Consider the following 20,980-nt stretch of genomic DNA (forward strand, 5'->3'; position numbering starts at 1 on the left):
CCCGCCGAATGATACCGGTACCGAGAAGAGGAAACTCCATGACCTTTGACAGATCCATCAAGATCGCCCCCTCGATCCTCTCCGCCGACTTCGCCAATTTCGGCCGGGAAATCGAGGCCATCGAGGACCAGGGTTGCGACTGGGTGCATGTGGACGTGATGGACGGCCATTTCGTGCCCAATCTCACCTTCGGCCCGCAACTCTGCAAGGCTATCCGTCCCCATATCAGGACGGTGATGGACGTTCACCTGATGATCGCACCGGTCGATCCCTACATCGAGGCCTTCGCCGACGCCGGCGCCGATATCATCACTGCCCACCTTGAGGCCGGCCGGCATATCCACCGGACGCTGCAGGCGATCCGGGCGACGGGGAAAAAGGCCGGGCTCGCGCTCAATCCAGGCACGCCGGTCGACGCGGTCGCTCCCTTGCTCGACCTGTGCGACCTGATCTGCGTGATGACGGTCAATCCGGGCTTCGGCGGGCAGAAATTCATTCGCTCCCAGGTCGACCAGATCGGGCGGCTGAGAGCTCTGATCGGCGACAGGCCGATCCATATCGAGGTGGACGGCGGCGTCGACCCGTCGACCGCTCCGCTGGTGGCGCAAGCGGGCGCCGATGTTCTGGTGGCCGGCTCCGCCGTGTTCAGGGGCGGGTCCGTGAACAGCCCTCAGGAGTACGGCGCCAATATCGCGAACATCCGGGGAGCGGCGGAAGCCGCGTTGAAACAGGCTGCCTGAGCGCCGCAACAAAACTGTCGGAGGAAACACATGCAGATCCCGAACCGCCTTCTCATGGGACCCGGGCCCTCGAACGTCACACCGGACGTTCTCGACGCGCTGTCGCAGCCGACCATCGGCCACCTCGATCCGGTTTTCCAGTCCCTGATGGAGGAGGTGAAGGACCTCCTGCGCTACGCGTTTCAGACCAGCAACGCCATGACATTTCCGATCTCCGCACCCGCCTCGCTCGCCATGGAAGCGGCCCTTGTGAACCTGATTGAGCCGGGCGATACGGCGCTTATCGTCCAAAACGGAGTCTTCGGCGGTCGCATGGCCGATATCGCCGCGCGCGCCGGGGCGAACGTGGTGCTTCTCGCCTTCGACTGGGGCACCCCGATCTGTCTGGAAACCGTCGAACGGGCCATTCGGCAATATCCGCAGGCGAGGCTCCTGTCCTTCGTCCACGCGGAAACCTCCACCGGTGTTCGCTCCGACGCGGCAAGCCTCTGCAAGCTCGCCCACGATGCCGGCATCCTGAGCGTGGTGGATACCGTCACCGGTCTCGGTGGCGTCCCGGTCGCCGTCGATGACTGGCAGGCGGATGTGGTCTATTCCGGCACCCAGAAATGCCTTTCGGTTCCCCCTGGCCTTGCCCCGATCACCTTTTCCGAAAAGGCGGTTCAGGGCATCCGCTCGCGCAAGACCAAGGTGCAGTCCTGGTTCATGGATTTGAACCTGGTTCTCGGCTACTGGTCCGGCGAAGGCGGACGGTCCTATCACCATACCGCGCCGGTGAACGCGATCTACGGACTGGCCAGAGGCCTTGCCGACCTGAAGGCGGAAGGCCTGGAGGCAAGCTGGGAGCGTCATCGCCGCATGCACCTTCGGCTGGCGGAAGGCTTGCGCAATCTCGGACTGGACTTTCTGGTCGAGGAAGAGCACCGTCTGCCGCAGCTCAACACGGTCGTGGTGCCTGCCGACATCAACGAGGCCTTCGTCCGCAGCAAGCTGCTCATGGATCAGGGCATCGAGATCGGAGCCGGTCTCGGCACGCTCGCGGGCAAGGTCTGGCGCATCGGCCTGATGGGGCATACCGCCCGCGCCGAGAATGTCGACCGCCTGATCGGCGCCCTGGAAGAAGCTCTCGCGGAAGCGCGCCGCCGCGCCGTCGCCTGAGCCCTCTTGAAGGAGACACCGAGATGGCCGCCACGCCCCCTGTCTGCGACTTCGGCTGGAAAGCGCCTGCCTTCACGCTTCCGGCCACGGACGGCGAATCCTACAGCCTTTCGGACCTCGCCGGTCCGAAAGGCACGCTCATCATGTTCATCTGCAATCATTGTCCCTATGTGATCGCGGTGCGCGAACGGCTTCTGCGCGACGCGCGCGATCTGTTGGACATCGGCATCGGCGTTGCCGCGATCAGCGCGAACGATGCCGGGGCCTATCCGCAGGACGGCTTCGAGAAGATGACCGAACTGGCCGAGCGGGAGAGATTTCCGTTTCCCTATCTTTATGACGAGGACCAGTCGGCCGCCCGTGCCTATGGCGCCGTCTGCACGCCGGATTTCTTCGGCTTCAACGCGGATCTGGAACTGCAGTACCGCGGCCGTCTGGATGCCTCGCGCAAGGAAACCGGACCCGGCGACCTGCGCCGGGATCTTTACGAGGCAATGCGCCAGGTGGCGGAAACAGGCCGAGGGCCCGAGGACCAGATCCCGTCCATGGGCTGTTCGATCAAGTGGAAGGCGGCATGAAACCCATACTTATCTTCGACCTCGACGGCACGCTGATCGACAGCGCGCCGGACCTCCATGCGGCGGCCTCGAGGCTGCTTGAGCGCGAAGGCCATCCGCCGCTTTCGCTCACCACGATCCGCTCCTTCATCGGCAACGGTATCCCGGTTCTGGTGGAGCGGATCGTCGCCACGGCGGGGCTCGATCCGCTGGACCACCCGCGTCTGGTTGCAGCCTTTCTCGAGGATTATCTGGCGCATTCGACGGATCTGACGGGCCCCTATCCGGGTGTTGTGGAGGTTCTGGCCGAGCTGAAGCAGTCCGGCTTCGTGCTCGGCGTGTGCACCAACAAGCCCCACCGGCCGGCGGAGAAGATCCTCGAGGATCTCGGTCTGGCAGCTTTCTTCGATGGCCTGATCGGTGGCGACACGCTCAAGACGCGCAAACCCGAGCCGGACGGTCTGCTGCTCCTGAAAGACAGTCTCGGCGGCGGACCGATTGTCTATGTCGGCGACAGCGAGGTCGATGCCGAAACCTCCCGCCGCGCCGGCATTCCCTTCGCTCTGTTCGAGGCGGGGTACCGGAAGACGGCCGTCTCCGAAATCCCGCACGATGCCAGCTTCTCGACCTTCCGCGAACTGCCGGCCGTTGCCCGCGTCCTGCTGCCGGTTCCCGCGTGAGGTCCGGGGTGGAAGGACTGAAGGCCTTGATTTTCGATGTCGACGGAACGCTTGCGGAAACCGAAGAACTTCATCGCCAGGCCTTCAACCGGACCTTTCAGGACTTTGGGCTTGACTGGCACTGGAGTGTCGACACGTACCGGGATCTGCTCAAGACCGCTGGCGGCAAGGAACGCCTCCGGGTCTGGCGGGACAGGGTGGGAGCACGGGTGTCCGATGCCACCATCACGGAGCTGCACAAGGAAAAGACCGGGCATTATGGCCGGTTGATGAGCGAAGCGGGCGTCCGGCTGCGGCCGGGCATCGCGGACCTGATGGACTTTGCGAGGAAAAACGGCCTGAAGCGCGCGATCGCGACAACGACCAACCGGCCGAATGTCGACGCGTTGTGCCTTGCCGCCTTCGGCAGACCGGCGCAGGACCTGTTCGATACCATCGCCGCGGGCGACGAGGTGCCGGCAAAGAAACCGGCGCCGGACGTTTACTTGCTCGCCCTCGAACGGCTCGAAGTTGCCGCGGGCGAGGCCATTGCCTTCGAGGACAGCCGGATCGGCGTTCTGTCCGCCAAGGCTGCCGGCCTGCGCGTCATCGCCGCACCGTCCCTTTACACCACCTCGGACCGTCTGGACGAAGCGGATCTGACCGCTCCGGCCCTGTCACTGGAATTGGTCCGGGAGGCTTCCGCTTTTTTCAGCGGGGCTTTTTCCGGGTGATAAGAAGGATATTGGTTTCACCTGCATCTGACAGGGTCCTGAGCACGTCCTCAAGCTTGTCCGCCTGAAGTTGTCCATCGGCGGCGACCTTTAACGCGTCGCCGGAAAGGTCTCCGTTCTTGTGGGCGTTCAGCCAGTCCTCCACGCTCACTTCGGTTTTGCGGATGTAGGTTTTGCCGTCTGAGCCGATGATCAGCGCGCCGGTTGAGCGAAGGTTTTCATCGTCGGTGATATCCTGCGGGGGCTCGATGGCACTCGCATCGTCGCGCGCCAAAGTGCCCGCCACCATGTAAAACACAAGCAGCAGGAAAATGATGTCAATCATCGACGACAGCGGAATGGGTCGGCGTTTTGTATTGGATCTCAATCGCACGCTACATCTCTCCACGACCAATGACGGGATGGATGCCGCATTTGCCGGAAACCAGATTGGATCCCGGAAACCGGACAACCGGCTGTGCCTGGCCGTGACGCTGGAGCGCTGCTGAGTAAGCCTTCAAGCAATTCGATGCTTCAGGAACTCAGACTACCAGCCGCAGGGTGTGATTCAAGCCTGCGTTGAAGGCGTCACGCCTTCGCGCGCAGGCGTTTGACCGGGAGATCGTCTCGCAGGATGTCGTCCTTCATCGCCGAGAGTTCGCCGGTTGTCCATTTCGCACATGACTGACTGGTACCGGTTACGGCCTGCGGCCGTCAAAACGAAATTACCCCGCAAGCTGAGTCCCGGGCAGCTTGCGGGGTCTGAAAATTTCTGTTGGCAACGGGAGGAGGAAACACCGTTCCGTTGGGATAGTAAACCGGATCTTAATTTTAACGTTAAGACTGTGCGGTTCGTTGCGAACGATCACCGGTAGCAGACTTCAATTATGGGTTTCGGCAGGAGCCGAACACGGGTTTGAAGAGTGTTTCATTGCGGTCATGGCCGCCCGGCGGGCAGGGATTTCCGGCGGGGCTTGATAGGGCTTTGCCTGATGTAAACAGCGGTCCCTTTCCGTCTGGCGGCTTGCTCTGGTTCTTGCGTCAAACAAGCCTGAGCGAAACGACGGCCTGACGTCCTGGCCGTCAGGGGAAACGCCCCGATTGTCTGGCAGCGTTCGGTCGGGAATATCCCTCACCCAGCTGCGTCCAGAATACCTTTTTTTATGAGTTCCAATGCTTTCCCGATTTGATGTCGGGTATAGTAGCCCTCGATCGAGGTTGGGCTTGTCTGTTCCATATAGCGGGTAAGAATCTCCAGTCCGTCGGCAATCTCGGCTGATTCAGGCAGGATCGTTTCAGCCTTCATTGCACGAAATTGCGCAATCAGTGCATGTAGGTTGGCCTTGAGACGCTCGTCTTCGCGATTGAGCGCGGTCTTTTCGCTTGGAAAAGGAATGACTTCGCTTGGCGCCCGGTCTGTCATGGCTTCCGGTCCTTTCAGTTTGGTCAACTTCGTGCGGAGTGTTCTTTTTGAGAACGCTCCGCACCGCCGGTCGGCCTTTAAATCAGGCAGCTTCGCTGTTGCGTTCAAGTTCGGCCAGAAAGGTTCTGACGGTGGACTCCACATAGGAGGTCCGGTCCGCAACAGACTTCGCAGAGGACAATACCTGCGTGATCGCCGCGCTATTTTCGGACGCAGCCTCTTTCAGGCTGTTGAGCGCACGGGATACTTCGTTCACGCCGGAGGCTGCTTCCTGGACGTTACGGGCAATGTCCGATGTCGTAGCGGCCTGCTCGTCGGAAGCTGCCGCGACGTCCTGCGAGATCTGTGTCAGCGAGCCGATGACCTCGGCGATTTTTTCCACGACCGGAACGGTGGTCTGCACGTCCTCCTGCATCTGACCGATCTGAGCCGTGATTTCCTCGGCGGCCTTCGAGGTCTGGCTCGCCAGGTCCTTCACCTCGGCGGCGACGACGGCGAACCCCTTGCCGGCTTCGCCTGCGCGTGCGGCCTCGATCGTGGCATTCAGGGCGAGAAGGTTCGTCTGCTCGGCGATGTTCTTGATCAAGTCGATGACTTCACCGATATGGCTTGCGCCTGTCGAAAGGGAGCGAACCCTTTCGGTCGCATTCGTGGCCTCGCTGCTTGCGGAGGTTGCCAGTGCGGCGGTTTTCGCAACCTGGGAGGCGACTTCCGTGATTGAGGAACTCATCTCTTCCGTCGCGCCGGCGACCATCTCCACGTTGGAGGAGGCCTGCGTGGAAGCGGACGCAACGGAATTGCTTTCGTTGGCTGTTTCTTCAGCGGCAGACGCCATTGATTGCGACGATGTTTCCAGTTCGTGCGCCGAGGAGGACAGTACCGACACGGCCTGGTCGATGTCCGCCTGGAACTTCGCGGCGAGTTTCGTGACCATTTCGGCCCGCGCTGCGCGTTCCTCGGCCAGCTGTTCCCTTTCGGCCAGTTCTTTGGCCCGGGTTGCGGCATTTTCCTTGAGCGTCGCCATCGCTCGCGCGATTTCGCCTATATCGTCTCTATCTTCGACAAAGGGGATCTCCAGTTCGAAGTTTTCATTCGAAAACTCTGTGAGACCTTCGACGATCTTCGTCAGTCTCGACGAAATGGACCTGCGGGATACCCAGATGGCCAATGCCAGACCGCCAAGCGTACCGATCAGGGCGATCGCGACCAGAAGTATCTCGGCATTAACCGCGATATTGTCGGCTGCCTCAGCGTAGTCTTTGCCGTGCTGTTCGGAAGCGGCCACGTACTCGTTCAGAGCAAGGGTCAGCTCATCGATTTGCTTTCGGCTTTCGTTGATACCCGCCTTCTGCCGCAGGTCCTCCTCGGTCAACTCCGCGACATTTGCCGTTTTCAGAAGCTCAAGCTCCTCCCGGATATGCCGCGCGAGTTTCGAAAAGCTGTCTTTGATCGCATTCAAAGAGTCGAGGTCGTTCTTGTTGGTCGTTGACTCCAGCGCGTGCATGAGACGCTTCTCGAAGGCCGATTTGGCGTTCGTTATCTCGGCGGTCACCGTGCTCCTTTTGTCCGGATCTGACAGCAACAGATACTCTGCGCGGTTGATCTGAAGGAGGTCCTGAATCATTTCCTCACCGAGGCGGATGTCCTCCGCAGAGGCATTGATCTCCTGGGCTGCCTCCCGCAAGCTTGCCAGCGAAAAGAAACCGACGAGGGTTACGATTGCGGTGACCGTTGATATTCCCGCAGCCAGTGCCGCGACCTTTGATGAAACCGAAACATTCGCTAAGCGCATTTTTCCTCTCCGTACCAAGATGTCCGCGCCGGGCCGCCCGAAGGAACGCTCGAGGCGGTAAAGCACTTCGTCTGTAGCTTCTGAGCTATCGCTCAACGGATAGAGAGGCGGCGGGACCGTCGCAGTCCCCAAATGGGAAAGACTGGGCGGTGAGTGGTCGGGACGGTTAACAAAGTCTCGCAGGCGATGCAAAAACGTCACCGCGGGCAAGGGGGCCGAGACTTCGGGAAACGTTCTTCCGGACAGCGGCGCATCGAGAAAAGCGTCATCCGTTTCTGAGTGCCATGCACCGGAACACAGGATACAGTCGCTCTTTCAGACAAAGGAAAACATCAAGGCTTTTGTGAACGCGCAAGTGACGGACTGACCTCGTCGAAGAACTCGGCGATGCGCTTCAGAAGCCTGTCGGGGTGTGTGAAGAAAAGAAGCTGCCCGGCGTCTTCATAGGTTTCCAGGCGAATTTTCGGGAAATCGGCAACAAGTTCCTCAATCTGGTCCAATGTTGACACCGGATCCTGGGTGCCGTGGATCATCAGGATCGGCTTGTTCAGGCCGGTGTAGAAACCGGACCAGTCCGAGGCCGTGTGACGGACATCCATCATATAGGCTTTGGTGCCATGTCGCAGCGTGTTCTTCCAGCCGGATGAAAGCAGTTTCTGGACCTCGCTCCGCGCGGCGGCCCTATTGTCGGACGCCGGTTTCGAGTACCACTTGTCGAAAAAGTCGCGAGCGTTTTCCTTGCGCACGGCCTGGAGAAACGTCCAGAGCAGGGGAGGCAGCGCTTGCGGAAAATACTTGGCGGAATAGGCGAAGATCCGCGCCTCCGGCTTGATGGCGTCAAGCTGCCGGCGGGTCCTTGTCGGCGGCGTGCCGGACACCACGATCAGGCCCTTGAGGATACCCTTGTGCGCGTTCACCGCGGCGGAGGCATAGAGCGCTCCGCTGAAGCGGCCAAGCGCGACCGCCCGTTCGATGCCATAGTGTTTCAGCACCGCTCCCGCGTCCTGAACGATCTTGTCGGGGTAGTCTTCGAATGTCCAGTCGGCAGGCGTTGACCGGCAATAGCCCGGACGGAACGGCGTAATGAGTTTCAGACCGAAAGCATAGAGTTTCTGCTCGACCTCAAGGGGAAAACGGCCGCCGGTGATGAAACCGTGAAACAGCAGAACCGGACGTCCGTCGTCCGGTCCGACGATGTCGACCTGGATGTTGCGTCCTGGCTCGACCTCGATGATTTCAGTCCGGCAATTCGACGTGTAGAGCCGGCCGGGAATGTCCTGGTCCTGAGAGAATTTCGATACGGCGATATACATGCGAACGATATCGATCTGGGATCTGAGACCCGTCTTGTCGAACAGGGTGCGGACCTGGGTGCGAACGGTCTGGGGCGACCGGCCCCGGTCGCTGGCGATTTCCGCGATGGGGCGGCCCTGAACGATTTCCCTGAAGACCTCCAACTCGGCCCTGGTCAGCTGAAAGACCCGGGCAACGGTTTGGCCGACGTCGTCGCGCCAACCGATTTCCAGACCGCGAAACAGGAAGGAGCGGGGTTCGCCGGGACCGCTCCGTGGCGCCAGGGTAACGGAGAAAATCACAGGAAAACCGCGCAATCCGTACATCGGAAGAATGGCGATCTGCTTTTCTGCGGCAGCACCCTGGGAAAACTGGGTAAGTCGTGATCGAAGCGCCCGCAGGGAGTCGGCGTCCGCCGGCATTGCTTCGATGGCTTCCCCGACCTTGATGTTGAATCCGGACTGGGCGGCCTGGTTGGCCTCTGTGATCCTTCCGGACGCGTCGACCCTCAGATGCGGTATGTGTTCTTCCTCTTCCCGCCGGTGGTCGTCCGCGAACATGAAATCAAGGCTGGAACTGTGAAATATGGAGTTGAAACGCTCGAAATGCGGGCGCAGGCGGCCCATGCGGCTTTGGACCGTTTTGCTGATTTCCTGAAAGTCTTCCGATCCGCTCTGCGTCAAAAGGGTCTCGTACTTTTCGGCGAACGACACCACGAGATCCTGCCAGGAGTCCGGATCGGACAGAACATTGTATATTCTGTCGATTATTTCATCGCTGTCGTGATCGTATTCCAATGTATCGCCGTCGACTTTCATTGTTCAGTTCTGTTCTGACATGCTGGGATATTAATTTACGAATATGATAACCAAAATAAATCCATGAATTTAAATCAGAAAATATTGGAAACATTCATTCCATTTCGCCAATCATCTAGTGCATTCCTTCGTCGCTCAAACGGGAGCGGTGCAATGAAAAAACGTGTCTGTCCTACCATGGGACCAGACCGCGTTTCCGGGCCTCAAAACCCTTAAGCAATTAACTTGCCATCTCTATACCTCAATCGAGGTATGCAGACCCGCCAAGCCTTTTCCTAAACAAGTCGTAAATTTTTCGATTGCTGGCACGACCTGCCGGAGAAGCGGTCTGCGTGCCTTTTTTTAGGACTGAGTGATGAATTTCGATACCATGCCGTTTGACACGACTTCAGAAACCGATCTCTATTCAAGCAACGACAGCAGCCCGCAGCCTTCCGGCACCTCTGCAGATGCAGCCGATCCGGAACGGATCGTATCGGCACAAGCGGTAACCGCAACCACGCCCGCGCTGACAACGCGTCTGATCGCAGCTAACGACCGGGTTGTGATCGATCACCCCGCGAGTATCGACGTCGACACCTTGGACGCCAACACCGGCTTCACCTTCAGCGGACGGTCTCTTACCGACCTGGCCGGCTACTCCGTTTCCTGGGCCGGTGACGTCAACGGCGACGGCATCGATGACTTCCTCATCGGAGCTCCGCTTGCGATAAACAGTTCATATATCGAAGGACTTGCGGAAGGACAGACCCCTTCGGCCGTTTGGCAGACCGGCGAAGCCTACGTGATCTTCGGAAGTGCGGATGGGCTTCCGGAAAACCTGAGCGTGGAAGATCTGGACGGTACGAACGGCATTATTCTGTCAGGCGCTGCCTACGGCGACCAATTCGGGTACGCGGTTGCCTATGCCGGCGACATCAACGGAGACGGAATCGGGGATGTGGTGATCGGAGCGCCAAAGGATAACAACGGCGTATATTCCGATACTGGCTCCATCAAGATCGTCTACGGAACGGAGAACGGCTTTGTCGACGCGACCTATACCGCGATCGATGGCGCGGAAAGCCTGACCTATTATGGCAGCAGCAGCGGCAGCGAAATCGGCAACGAGCTGCGCTATATCGGCGAAGACTATTACAGTCAGCATCTTCAATTCGTCATCGGAGTTGGCACATCCAGCTTCATGTTCTATGGGGAAGAGGAGCTGGTCGCAGAAGACGGGTTGACGCTTTCCGAACTCTATCAGGCCGGCGGAGGCACTGGCGCCCTCACCAACATGTATCTCTGGCGGACGAGCTATCCCAAGACAGGCGATTTCAACGGCGACGGCATCGACGATGAGATTGCGACCGCCGCCGGCACGGTATACGTCCGCTATGGGACCATCGACGGGTCCACCGTTTCCTATTCGGAAATCGACGGCACGAACGGGGTCGTGATTTCCGGCTACGACAGGAACAATTACCAAATCGGATCGACCACCAGTTACAACCCCAACAGCTTCGCGACATTCATTGGCGATGTAAACGGTGACGGCCTCGATGACATCCTGATGGGAGATCCGGAAGCGGGCGAGGCCTATGTCGTCTACGGCCGCTTGGATCATGCGCGCCCGGATGCGGTGACAACCATCGATGCAGCCTCGCTTCTTGCCAATGACACGCTGCCTGAGGGAGCGGCGGCCCGTATCTACGCGGTCTCCGCCACCAGCGTTAACGGTGCGGCCTTGACGCTCAATCCCGACGGCACGATCAGCTACGACCCGAGTGATGCGGCCGCGTTCGAAGCTCTGGGCAAGGGAGAAACGCTCAGCGACAGCTTCACCTATTATGTCACCGACGGTCTCGGCGGACAGGACAGCGCGACGGTTACGATTCTGGTTTCGGGTCTCAACGATGCTCCGGAAGCCCAGGCGGTAAGCGAGACCGTGTCGGAGGACGGACCGCAGATCACCATCGCGCCGACCTATTCCGATCCGGATGCATCCGATGAACTCACGGTCTCGATCGATACCTCGGCGACGCTTGGAACCGTTTCCGACAAGGGGGACGGAACGTTCCTCTACGATCCGAACGGGCAGTTCGAACACCTTCAGGAAGGTGAAACGGCAACGGATACCTTTACCTATACGGTGACGGACCCATGGGGCGAATCCACGACGGAGACGGTCACGATCACCATCGAAGGCCGGCATGACAACAGCGCGCCGGTGGCAGCCGACGTTGTCCTCGGCTCAGCGACAGCCGGCATTTCGGAAGATGAAGTTGCCAAGATTGATCAGACCCTGCTGACCGCGAACGACACCGACGCCGATGGGGATGCGCTGACCCTGACGCGTGTCTCGCCGACCAGCACCCTCGGTGCGACCGTGACACTGAACAGCGACGGCACGATCTTCTACGATCCAACCAAGGCGCAGGCCCTGCAGGCGCTGGCCGTCGGCGAAACGGTATCGGACACCTTCACCTATACCATCGCCGACGGAAACGGGGGGACGGACACAGCGACCGTCAAGCTCACCGTGTCGGGACGCAACGATGCGCCCGAAGCGCAGTCGGGAACGGTCGTTCTGGGCGAGGACGATGCCGCGGTTGTGGTTACGGCGAACTTCACCGACGCGGATGCTTCCGACAGCCATAGTTTTTCGCTTATGGACAAGGATGTGGCAGGGGCCCTGTCGAACAACGGCGACGGCACCTTCACCTACGACCTGAAAGGACAGTTCGAAAGCCTGGGTCAGGGAGAGACCGCCCAGGAGAAATTTGCCTACACGGTTACGGACAAAAGCGGCGCGAGCTCGACCGCATCGATCACCGTGACGGTTGTCGGGAAGAACGACGCGCCGGTGGCCGAGGCCATCTCCGGGTCCGTCGACGAAGGGGGCGTTTCGATCGTTCTGAGTGCCGCCTACAGCGATGTGGATACCTCCGACACCCATAGCTTTACGATCGATACGACCGGCACGATCGGGTCTGTGACGAAGAATGGCGACGGGACGTTCAGCTACGATCCGAACGGGCGGTTTGAACACCTCGCGGCAGGTGAGACGGCGACGGACAGTTTTAACTACACCGTAACGGACAGTTACGGCATGAAAACCACCGAGACCGCTACCATTACAGTGGTCGGCCAAAACGATGTTCCGGAAGCCGAAGCCGTGTCGGTCACGGTCGAAGAGGATGGACCAGGCGTCCTGATTGTACCGACATACTCGGATGCCGATGCCACCGACACGCTCACGGTCTCCATCGATACCACGGGGACCGCGGGTCTGGTCACTCAAAATGGCGATGGAACCTTCACCTACGATCCGAACGGGGCATTTGAAAGTCTGTTGGACGGGGAAACCGCGACCGATAGCTTCACCTATACGGTGACGGACAGCGCGGGGGCTTCGGCAACCGAAACGGTGACGGTGACCATAAACGGAGCGGGAACGCAAACGCCACCCGAAGCCGTTGCGGATGTGATCGATCTGGCCGGGATTGCCGCCTCGCTTCAGGTTACCGAGATCTATGGCGAGAGCTCCGAGCCGGAAGTCGCCGGATTGCCGAACGGCGGTTTTGTGGTCGTCTGGAACAGCTACGACTTCGATGACAGCGCAGCCGGCGGCGACTTGCAGGCGAGGATCCACGCGGCCGACGGCACGCCCCTTGGAGAGGCGTTCTCCGTCGCGTCAAATACGTCCGGCGATCAATTGGCCGCCAGTGTCACGACGCTCGTGGATGGCCGGTTCGTCGTTGTCTGGCAGACCACGGATGGGAGCGACGATCCGTCTGACACGGGAGTAAAAGCCCGAATTTTCGAAGCGGACGGCACGCCGGTCGGTCCCGAATTTCTCGTGAACACAGATACCGACAACCAGCAACAGAACGGCAAAGTCACCGCACTTGCCAATGGCGGGTTTGTGGTCACCTGGGAGTCCTATTATGACAGCGAAGGTTCGGCCGAGTGGGACATCAAGGGTCAGATCTATGACGCGGCCGGAACGGCTGTCGGGTCCGAGTTTCCGGTCAATGCCGAAACAGACGACATCCAGATGTTTTCGGATGTCGCGGCTTTGCCGGACGGCGGGTTTGTCGCCGTCTGGCAAAGTGCCGAAGGTACGGCCTTCGCCGAAGACACGGCAATCAAGGCGCAGGTCTTCAATGCGGATGGAACGGCAACCGGGTCGGAGATCCTCGTCAACTCCACGTCCGATCACTACTCGCAGAGCCCTGCAATCACGGTTCTCGCCAACGGGAATTTCGTGGTCACCTGGGCGATGTCCGAGCCTGTGGGGGACATCAGCTACTACGGTGTCGTCGCCCGAATGTTTTCACCGGAAGGCACCGCGCTGACGGATGAGTTCCTGGTCAATGAGAACACCGTCTATTCCCAGGAGAATTCCAAAATCACGGCTCTCGCCGATGGTGGTTTTGTCGTGACCTGGACAAGCTATGACGAGGTGGACGGGTCTTTGTCGGGCATACGGGCAATGGTCTACGATGCCGAAGGGAACCCGGCCGGCGAAGAGCTGCTGGTCAATGCGGAGTCCTATTCCTGGCATGAGGTTTCCTCCATCGCCAGCCTCGAAGACGGCGGTTTCGTTATCACATGGGCCACTTTCGACTGGCGGGGGGAATCCGGAGAAAGCGGTATCCGCGCCCGGGTTTTCAATGCCGACGGGAGCCCGCGTAACACGTTCGATCCCGATACGGTTCTGTCATTCAGTACCGAGAGCCTTCTCGCCAACGACTTTGACGCCGATGGGGACGTATTGTCCGTTGTCGCGGTGTCTGCGACCAGCAGTCTTGGAGCGCAAGTCACCCTGGAAGCCGACGGGACGATTTCCTACGACCCGTCAGTGTCCGAAATCCTCCAGGCAATGGGGGACGGCGGAGCCTTTGAAGACACTTTCGAGTACACGGTTTCGGACGGCAATGGCGGTTTCGACCAGGCAACGGTCACCGTCATCTTGAACCCGGTCAACGACGCTCCGGATGCCGCCGATGATTTCTACAGCGTGGACGAGGACGGCACGCTCAGCGTCGCCGCCGAAGGCGTGCTCGACAATGACGCGGATGTGGACGGGGATGAGCTGACCGTCAGCCTTGTGACGGATGTCGCCAATGGGACGCTGACACTGAATCCGGACGGGTCCTTCAGCTACACGCCTGATGCCGATTTCAACGGCGCCGACAGTTTCATCTACGAGGTTACGGACGGCAATGGCGGTGTCGACCGTGCGACGGTGGCAATCACCGTGGACCCGGTCAACGATACTCCCGTTTTCACCACGTTCGGCCCGTTCGACGTGGTCGAGAACAGCACTGCTGCCGGAAGCGTAAGCGCCACCGACGTGGACAGTGAGAACCTGGTTTACGCGATTGCCGGGGGAGCCGATGCCGACCTTTTCGAAATTGCGGCCGATGGCTCGTTGAGTTTCAAGGCCGCTCCGGACTATGAGGCGCCGGGCGATTCCGACGGCGACAACGTTTACGAGATTGAGGTTAGCGTGAGCGACGGCGAACTGACCGACAGCCGTCAGGTCCTCGTCAGCGTCACCGACATGGATGAGGGCCCGTCGTTCAACGAGATCACGGGAACGAGCGCCAGCGACTACCTCATCGGAACGGATGAGGCCGATGCCATTCGAAGTTCCGCCGGCAGCTATGACCGGATGCGCGGCGGCGCCGGAGCCGATCAGTTCATATTCGGTGACGAGACGCTCAATGGGACGCGCGAACGCGACGTCATTCTGGACTACGAGGTCGGCATCGACGAGATCGTACTCGAGGCCGGCGCTGCTTCCATCAGTTCGATTCAGAGTTCCAGCGGAGGAGCCGTCATTCTTTTGGACGGCGACTACGACGCGATCTACGTGAGGGGAGACGGCGTCACGGCGGACAACCTCACGATCGTGAACGACGATGGAATGAACATCATTTAATTGGCTTAGGCTTAGAGGTGCTTAGACATGAAAAATCTGATTATCGGTGCTTTGATACTGATCGGCTTGAGTCTCGGGGGGCAGTCAGCTCAAGCTGCACCCTTGGGTCTGACGACCGAAGATCCGACGATTGAAGCGAGCTTTGCAGTCATCGACTTTTTTGAATTTTCGCCCGGTGAGGGGGATTTGTCGACTTTCTCGGCCGCAATAGATTTCACGAGCGGAACCAGTCTCGCCAGTCCGGCCACCATCGACTTCCTGGGCAGCTTCTCGTTATCGGACCCGGCCGCGTCGCCGTTTGGTTTTCTGGATATCTTCGATGTTCCAAACGATCCCTTTGCGTTCCCCGAAGTTCTGCTTTCCGGAGTTCTGATCGACGTCGGGTTCGCGAGCGATAAAATAGAGCTTCTTTTCGGGTCCCTGACCGGTTCTGTGGCCGGTGAGTTCGGGTCCCAGGTGCTGATGTCTGTCTTTTTCGACGACCAGTTGGGAGAAAACCCCTTCGAAGCCCTGGAAGATGGAGAGAGCTACACGGCGTCAATCAGTATTTCGAAAGTCGCTTCAATCGGGGTCGTTCCCCTCCCGGCCGCGTTGCCACTCTTGGTGACGGCCTTTGTTGGCCTTGGACTGATACGTCGGAAACCGTAAAGAGGAGAGGGCAAGCACAAACGTGCCTGTCGCAGGTCAGTGGAGAGGTGGCTGCTCTCCTTGCTGAAGCGCAAATCGATGATGCTGAACGTCGTGCCGAGACGCTGAAACGCCGGTCTCGGCACCGTCGTTGCGGTTTGTGCGACACCAGGATCCAGGCCAGGGGCGCTATCTGCACCACGCTATCGACAAGGCATCGAGAGTGACCAACTTCCGCCCGCCTTTTGCAAGACCATGCCGAAGATCGGTTGATTTCAATCCATCAGAACCGGGCGACGAAGCCGAGGTTGAAGCGGTCCTCTGGCGTTTCTCCGGAGGCGGCTCCCCGGGCATATTCCAGCTTCAGGTTTGCGCCGAGCGGGCTTGCCTTGCGTGAAAGGGCCACCCGAACCCCTCCACCGAAGGAGACTGCCCTGGTGATTGCCTCTTCCAGCGCCGTCGGGTTTTCCAGGCTGGACACACCCGCTGCGGCGAACGCATAGGGCGCGGCGACGGCGCCGAAGTCGGATGTCAGACCCGGCAGACGCAGCACCTTGGGCAGGCTCAACTCGCCGCGAACAGCGGCGCCCGCATCCCCTTCGAAACCGCCGCTCTCATAGGCCGACAGCCAGTCCGCACCGCCAAGGCCGAACTGCTCGGAGGCAAACAGTGTCTCGCCGAAGGAGGTCTGGGCCTTGGCGGAAACGGACAGCTGCAGGCGGTTGCCCGCAAGTCCCTGCGCATAACCGAAGTTCGCTTCCAGCTTCTGGAACGAAGGCTCCGCGCCGAAGCGGGTCCCCGGCAGCGCGGCCGTCGGCGTCCTTGCGCCCAGTCCGTCCAGGCCGAAAGAAGCCGCCAGCCGCCCCGAAACCGATGCGCCCCAGGGCGTAACCCCGTCGGCGGTCTGGCTGACGCGCAGAACACGCAGCCTGTCGCTGGCAAAATCGTAGTCCGCCGCGCCGAAGACCAGCGTCTGATCCTCGTTGGCGATGTCGAACCCGGCAATGCTGGAGCTGTTGAATGAACGCGAGCGGATCCAGGCATAGCCGAACTTCGCGCTGAGGCGCTGGTAGACGTCCTTCAGGACGAAATCGAGGTCCGAAGTCGGATGTGTCCGGCTGTCCACCCCTTCCAGGTTGATCCATGCACCGGACGTCCCGAGCGGCACGGTGACCCCGGCCACCGCCTGCCGGTTGCGCGGATCGTCCGACAGAAGATCGCCGTTGAAGCCGGGATAGCCTCCGAGATGCAGGTATCCGGTCTCGCCGAAACCGAGCACGCTGTTGAAATTGACACCAAGGCCCATCGAGACGGTGCCGAGTTCCTCGCTCATCGAATTGTCGATGCTGACATTGGCGGTCACCGGGTCCTGACGACCCGAGAGCACCAGAACCGTGGCACCCGGCGCGTCGCCCGCCGCGAGTGTCGAGCGCAGCATCAGGCCTGGTGTGTCGCCCGCCAGCAGGAGCTGCCGCTCCAGTTCGCCGCGCGTCAGGTGGCGTTTGCCGACAAGCGGCGCGACGAAAGCCTTGACTTGCCGCTGGACCCGGGATGGCAGCGCTGCGGCATCGACGCCGGAAAGATAGCCGTCCGTCACCACCAGTCTCAGGGGCGCGCCGTTCTCGATGGTCTGCGGCGGCAGGCTGACCCGAACCAGCAGGTAACCGGCCCGCGCGTAGGCTGCTTCCAGACGGTCTGCGGCCTTGAAGAGACCAGCAGCGGTCACCTGCCGGCCGGCGATCTCTGCCTCGATGTCCCTGGTTTCTCCCTCAAGCTCCGCGAAACCCCCGCTCACCTCCAGGCCCGAAGGGGTCACATGCAGTTCGGCGGCTCCGGCCGGAATGTCCGGTCCGCCGGCTTGCGGCAGAATGAGCCCGCCGCCTGCCGTTCCGCGAACAGGCGGGGCGTAGCTTTCGCGGGTGATCTGGCTGGCCGTCTGGGCCGAAGCCGGGCCCCCGGCCGCGGCGAGCAGCCCGGCAGCCAGCGGCAGCAGGACAGGAATATGCGTCATTGCGCGTGCAAGACCGGCGAAACGCGGAGCAGTCCGCGCGGCTCCCTGGCGCGCGGAACGGTCTTGGTCGAGAGGCTTCATGATCTGTTTCCGTTGTCCTGTGCGCTACCGCAGGGGACGCTTGTCGTGCCGAGCGTACAGACGGGCGTTGTGAGAAGGGGATCGCTCAGGACGAGGCCGGTGTCCTCGCCGCCGGGACCCTTGCCATCTCCTGCCGGAAGGGCAGTGCCCGGTGCCTGTCCGGGCCCCGCATCGGCGTCGGCCCCGTCCGCCAGTTGACCGGGGTTGGGCTGGCCGGGCGGGACTTGCACCCCTCCAGGGTCGAAGGGCGTTGGCGCGGAAAGGTCGACGATATCCGCAACGCCACTGCTTTGGTTGTCACCGATAGCACTGAACTGGCCGGTCGAGACACTGTCGAAGGAGGACTTGGTGATCTGACTGATGCGGCCATTAAAGTCTCTATTCTCTCCAAGCAGGCCGCCCACCTCCGTTGTGCCGCTAACCCTGCCGGTCGCTTTGGAGGTCTCGATACTGCTTGCGACCAGCTGTCCGACGAGCCCGCCGACAGCCGATTCCGCGCTCACATCGCCAGTCGCACGGACATTAATCAACATACTCTCGGAACTACTGCCAACGAGCCCGCCGACATAATAGTCGCCGCGCACGTTGCCGGTCGCATAGGCTTTGCTGATCGTTCCGTCCTGCATCCAGCCGATTAACCCGCCCACCCTTCTGACGGTACCGGTCACGTCACCCGTAGCATGAACGTCACTTATCGTGTCTTCGTACGAATTACCGATCAGCCCGCCAACAATAAGCTCACCGGCAACAGTACCGGCCGCATGGGCACTACCGATTGTGCTGTCGACACTCTTTCCTATCAGGCCGCCGACCGAACTATGGCCACTCACGCTGCCGGTTGCATAGACATTGCTGATGGTGCTGTTGGAACTATAGCCGACAAGCCCGCCTGCCTCATTGGTGAAACTCGTCACATCGCCGGTCGCGTAGCTGTTGAGAACCTGGGTACCGTTTTCCACCTGCCCGGCCAGCATGCCGACGTAGTGATGCCCCGTGACGCTGCCGCCCTCCAGGCCGACATCACGCAAGGTGGCACCGTCCGTATGGCCGAACAGGCCGACCCGCCCGTTGGTTGAGCCTGTGCCGACATCAATGGTCAGGTTCCGGATCACATGACCAAGCCCCGCGAAGGTACCGGTGAACGGATTGACATTGGATGAGTTGACCCTCGTGCCGATGACCGCGTCGGTGTAGGTCGTTCCGGTGAGGTCGAGATCCTGGGCGAGCGCGTAGTTGCCGGAAAGACCGAGGGAGTTGATCGCCTCCAGGTCCGCCTGGCTGTGGATCAGCGTGTAGCTGACGCCTGCGATGTCGAGGCTCGCGTTGGTGCCCGAGAGGGTCACGGTTGTGTTGTTGCCGATGGAATAGTCGCCGCCCGGCGTCAGGACGAGGCCGGCGTTCTGGCCGGTCGCCGTCAGATCGGCGTTGAGGAAAATGTCGTTCGCTGCCGTCAGGGTCAGCACCGCATCCGAAGACCAGTTCACCGCATCGGCCACCGTGATGTCGCCGGCCTGTCCGCCGGGACTGCCCGAGCCGCCCGTTGCAATCTCCACATTCGCCCCGGCGAGCGCCGCCTCCAGTGTTGCCACCGTGATCACGCTGTCCTCGCCCGTCGGCACTGTGCCGCTGGAGTTGTTGGTGCCGGTTGCGGAGATCGTGATGTTATAGGGATCGAGCAGCAGCGTGCCGAAGCTGCCTTTGTCGGAGCCGAGATCGGCAAAGCCCTCATAGGCGAGAGCCGCCTTGCCGGAAACTTCCGCGTCCCCGCCTTCTCCGTTGCCCATGCCCCGCGCCGAGATCAGCCCGGAGAACCGCGTCAGGCTGTCCGACCACAAGACGATGTCGCCGCCGTCGCCTTCCTCTGTTGCATCCGCCCGGATCACCGTTGCAGCGTCCACTGTCGTCGTGTCCGCATGAAGGAGATCGCCCGTGCCCTGAAAGCCGCCGCCGACCACAATGTTGCCGCCGCCGCCCGCGCCCGATGCGTCGAGCTCCGCCCCGGTCAGCACGATCTCCCGGCCGGTGATCTCGATCGATCCGCCCGTCGGCTTGAGTGTCGGAACCGCATCGGCGGAGGCGAGGTCCAGGCCGGAGACCGACGCCGTGCTCACCCGGCCGGAAACGGAGACGCGGCCGCCTGAGCCGCCACCGATCACGATGCGCCCGTTGCGGCCCGACACGCTGCGCGCCTCGACCACGCCGCTGAGGTTCACCGCCCTGCGGGCGGCCTCGCGCGCCGTCGCCGCGCTCATGACCACCGTACCGCCTTCGGCGCTGATCCTGCCGGAATTCTCGATCAGCGCGCCGGCGCCCTCTGCCCCGGCAGCCGTCGGCACCGCCACCTGCAGGAAGCCGTCGCCGGAAAGATCCAGCGTCACCTGTTCGCCCGACGCCAGACCAGCCTTGCCGAGCGGCACGGCGACGAGACCGCTGTTGGTGACCGTGCCGCCGATCAGCGCCGCATAGCCGCCCCGGCCGATGGAAATGACACCGTCGTTGCGCACCGGCGCCGAAGCGCCATTGCCGCGGAAACTCAGATTGCCGTCCAGAAAATCTTCGTCATCGATGTCGAGAGACGAGGCAACGAAACCGCCGCCGACCTTCACCGTACCGGACGAGGTAATCGCGATACCGTTCGGATTGATCAGATAGACACGGCCGTTGGCACTGAGGCTGCCGGCGATGGACGACGGCGTGTCCCCCGTCACCCGGTTCAGGATCGCGGAGGTCGAACCGGGCTGAATGAAGGTCACGCTGTTGCCGGCGCCGATGGAAAAGCCCGTCCAGTTGACGATGGCCTTGTTCGACCCCTGCGTGACGGTCATCGCCCCGCCCGACTGGCCGATGGAGACATCGCCGGCCGCAACGCTCCCGCCCGTAGGAAGGTCTCCCGCCAGCGCGAGGCTGCCGGGGACGAGCAGTCCTGTACAGATCGTTGTCGATGCCAGGAGCTTCCGGTACGAACAGAAGTTGGAAGAAGATTCGAAACGCCCGAGGGCACTCTTAGTCGCGGTCAACGCTTACATTCCAGGCTTGCCGCAGCAACGCACATGCCCCTTGGCTCTGCTGCGAAAAGATCACAAACGCGCCGCTCACCCTGCAGCGCCATTCATGTTTCTTTTTGCACCTGAAAAAAATATGGGCCACGTAATTTCCGACACGGGTGGAAATTTCCC

General features: G+C 61.0%; 14 protein-coding genes. 8 read left to right on the forward strand and 6 right to left on the reverse strand.

Annotated elements, in window-relative coordinates; translation table 11 throughout:
- Positions 1–38 precede the first annotated feature (38 nt).
- From rpe to JF539_RS21670, 5 genes are read left to right on the forward strand one after another with little or no spacing between them, the layout of a single operon-like run.
- A complete protein-coding gene (gene rpe / locus JF539_RS21650; protein WP_207142811.1) occupies positions 39–740 on the forward strand; it encodes a ribulose-phosphate 3-epimerase in 702 nt (233 codons plus the stop codon).
- 30 nt (positions 741–770) lie between these two features.
- A complete protein-coding gene (locus tag JF539_RS21655; RefSeq protein WP_207142812.1) occupies positions 771–1,898 on the forward strand; it encodes a pyridoxal-phosphate-dependent aminotransferase family protein in 1,128 nt (375 codons plus the stop codon).
- A gap of 23 nt (positions 1,899–1,921) precedes the next feature.
- Positions 1,922–2,476 carry a thioredoxin family protein gene (locus JF539_RS21660; protein WP_207142813.1) on the forward strand — a complete coding sequence of 185 codons (555 nt, stop codon included), beginning with the start codon at positions 1,922–1,924 and terminating at the stop codon, positions 2,474–2,476.
- Complete coding sequence (gene gph, locus JF539_RS21665; RefSeq protein WP_207142814.1) at positions 2,473–3,135, forward strand: phosphoglycolate phosphatase; 663 nt, start codon at positions 2,473–2,475, stop codon at positions 3,133–3,135. Before JF539_RS21660 ends, gph begins: the two co-directional genes overlap by 4 nt.
- Positions 3,136–3,143: 8 nt before the next feature.
- Positions 3,144–3,848, forward strand: coding sequence for an HAD-IA family hydrolase (locus JF539_RS21670; protein WP_328809284.1), 705 nt, complete (start codon positions 3,144–3,146; stop codon positions 3,846–3,848).
- On the opposite strand, the gene JF539_RS21675 is transcribed toward JF539_RS21670, so the two are convergent.
- Positions 3,826–4,173, reverse strand: coding sequence for an ExbD/TolR family protein (locus tag JF539_RS21675; RefSeq protein ID WP_207142815.1), 348 nt, complete (start codon positions 4,171–4,173; stop codon positions 3,826–3,828). The genes JF539_RS21670 and JF539_RS21675 overlap by 23 nt on opposite strands.
- On the opposite strand from JF539_RS21675, the gene JF539_RS21680 reads away from it, so the two are divergent.
- Positions 4,163–4,336: a hypothetical protein gene (locus tag JF539_RS21680; RefSeq protein WP_207142816.1), complete on the forward strand. Its 174-nt coding sequence runs from the start codon at positions 4,163–4,165 to the stop codon at positions 4,334–4,336. The genes JF539_RS21675 and JF539_RS21680 overlap by 11 nt on opposite strands.
- A gap of 623 nt (positions 4,337–4,959) precedes the next feature.
- On the opposite strand, the gene JF539_RS21685 is transcribed toward JF539_RS21680, so the two are convergent.
- The 3 genes from JF539_RS21685 to JF539_RS21695 all read right to left on the reverse strand — a co-directional run bounded on the left by JF539_RS21685 (position 4,960) and on the right by JF539_RS21695 (position 9,153).
- On the reverse strand, positions 4,960–5,250 hold the full coding sequence (locus tag JF539_RS21685; protein WP_207142817.1) for a hypothetical protein: 291 nt from the start codon (positions 5,248–5,250) through the stop codon (positions 4,960–4,962).
- An 82-nt stretch (positions 5,251–5,332) separates the two neighbouring features.
- Positions 5,333–7,042, reverse strand: coding sequence for a methyl-accepting chemotaxis protein (locus JF539_RS21690; RefSeq protein WP_207142818.1), 1,710 nt, complete (start codon positions 7,040–7,042; stop codon positions 5,333–5,335).
- A gap of 332 nt (positions 7,043–7,374) precedes the next feature.
- Complete coding sequence (locus tag JF539_RS21695) at positions 7,375–9,153, reverse strand: alpha/beta fold hydrolase (protein ID WP_207142819.1); 1,779 nt, start codon at positions 9,151–9,153, stop codon at positions 7,375–7,377.
- Positions 9,154–9,508: 355 nt separating this feature from the next.
- Here JF539_RS21695 and JF539_RS21700 point away from each other — a divergent pair, with 355 nt between their 5' ends.
- Entirely contained in the window at positions 9,509–15,085 is a 5,577-nt protein-coding gene (locus JF539_RS21700; RefSeq protein ID WP_207142820.1) for an Ig-like domain-containing protein, read from the forward strand.
- 27 nt (positions 15,086–15,112) lie between these two features.
- Positions 15,113–15,733, forward strand: coding sequence for a VPLPA-CTERM sorting domain-containing protein (locus JF539_RS21705; RefSeq protein WP_207142821.1), 621 nt, complete (start codon positions 15,113–15,115; stop codon positions 15,731–15,733).
- Positions 15,734–15,995: 262 nt separating this feature from the next.
- Here the strand turns inward: JF539_RS21705 and JF539_RS21710 are convergent, their stop codons facing one another.
- Positions 15,996–17,804 carry a ShlB/FhaC/HecB family hemolysin secretion/activation protein gene (locus JF539_RS21710; RefSeq protein WP_209017477.1) on the reverse strand — a complete coding sequence of 603 codons (1,809 nt, stop codon included), beginning with the start codon at positions 17,802–17,804 and terminating at the stop codon, positions 15,996–15,998.
- Positions 17,801–20,821: a GLUG motif-containing protein gene (locus JF539_RS21715; protein ID WP_207142822.1), complete on the reverse strand. Its 3,021-nt coding sequence runs from the start codon at positions 20,819–20,821 to the stop codon at positions 17,801–17,803. The genes JF539_RS21710 and JF539_RS21715 overlap by 4 nt, the downstream gene beginning before the upstream one ends.
- Positions 20,822–20,980: the final 159 nt, after the last annotated feature.

The organism is Roseibium aggregatum, assembly GCF_017309185.1.
GTDB lineage: Bacteria > Pseudomonadota > Alphaproteobacteria > Rhizobiales > Stappiaceae > Roseibium > Roseibium aggregatum_B.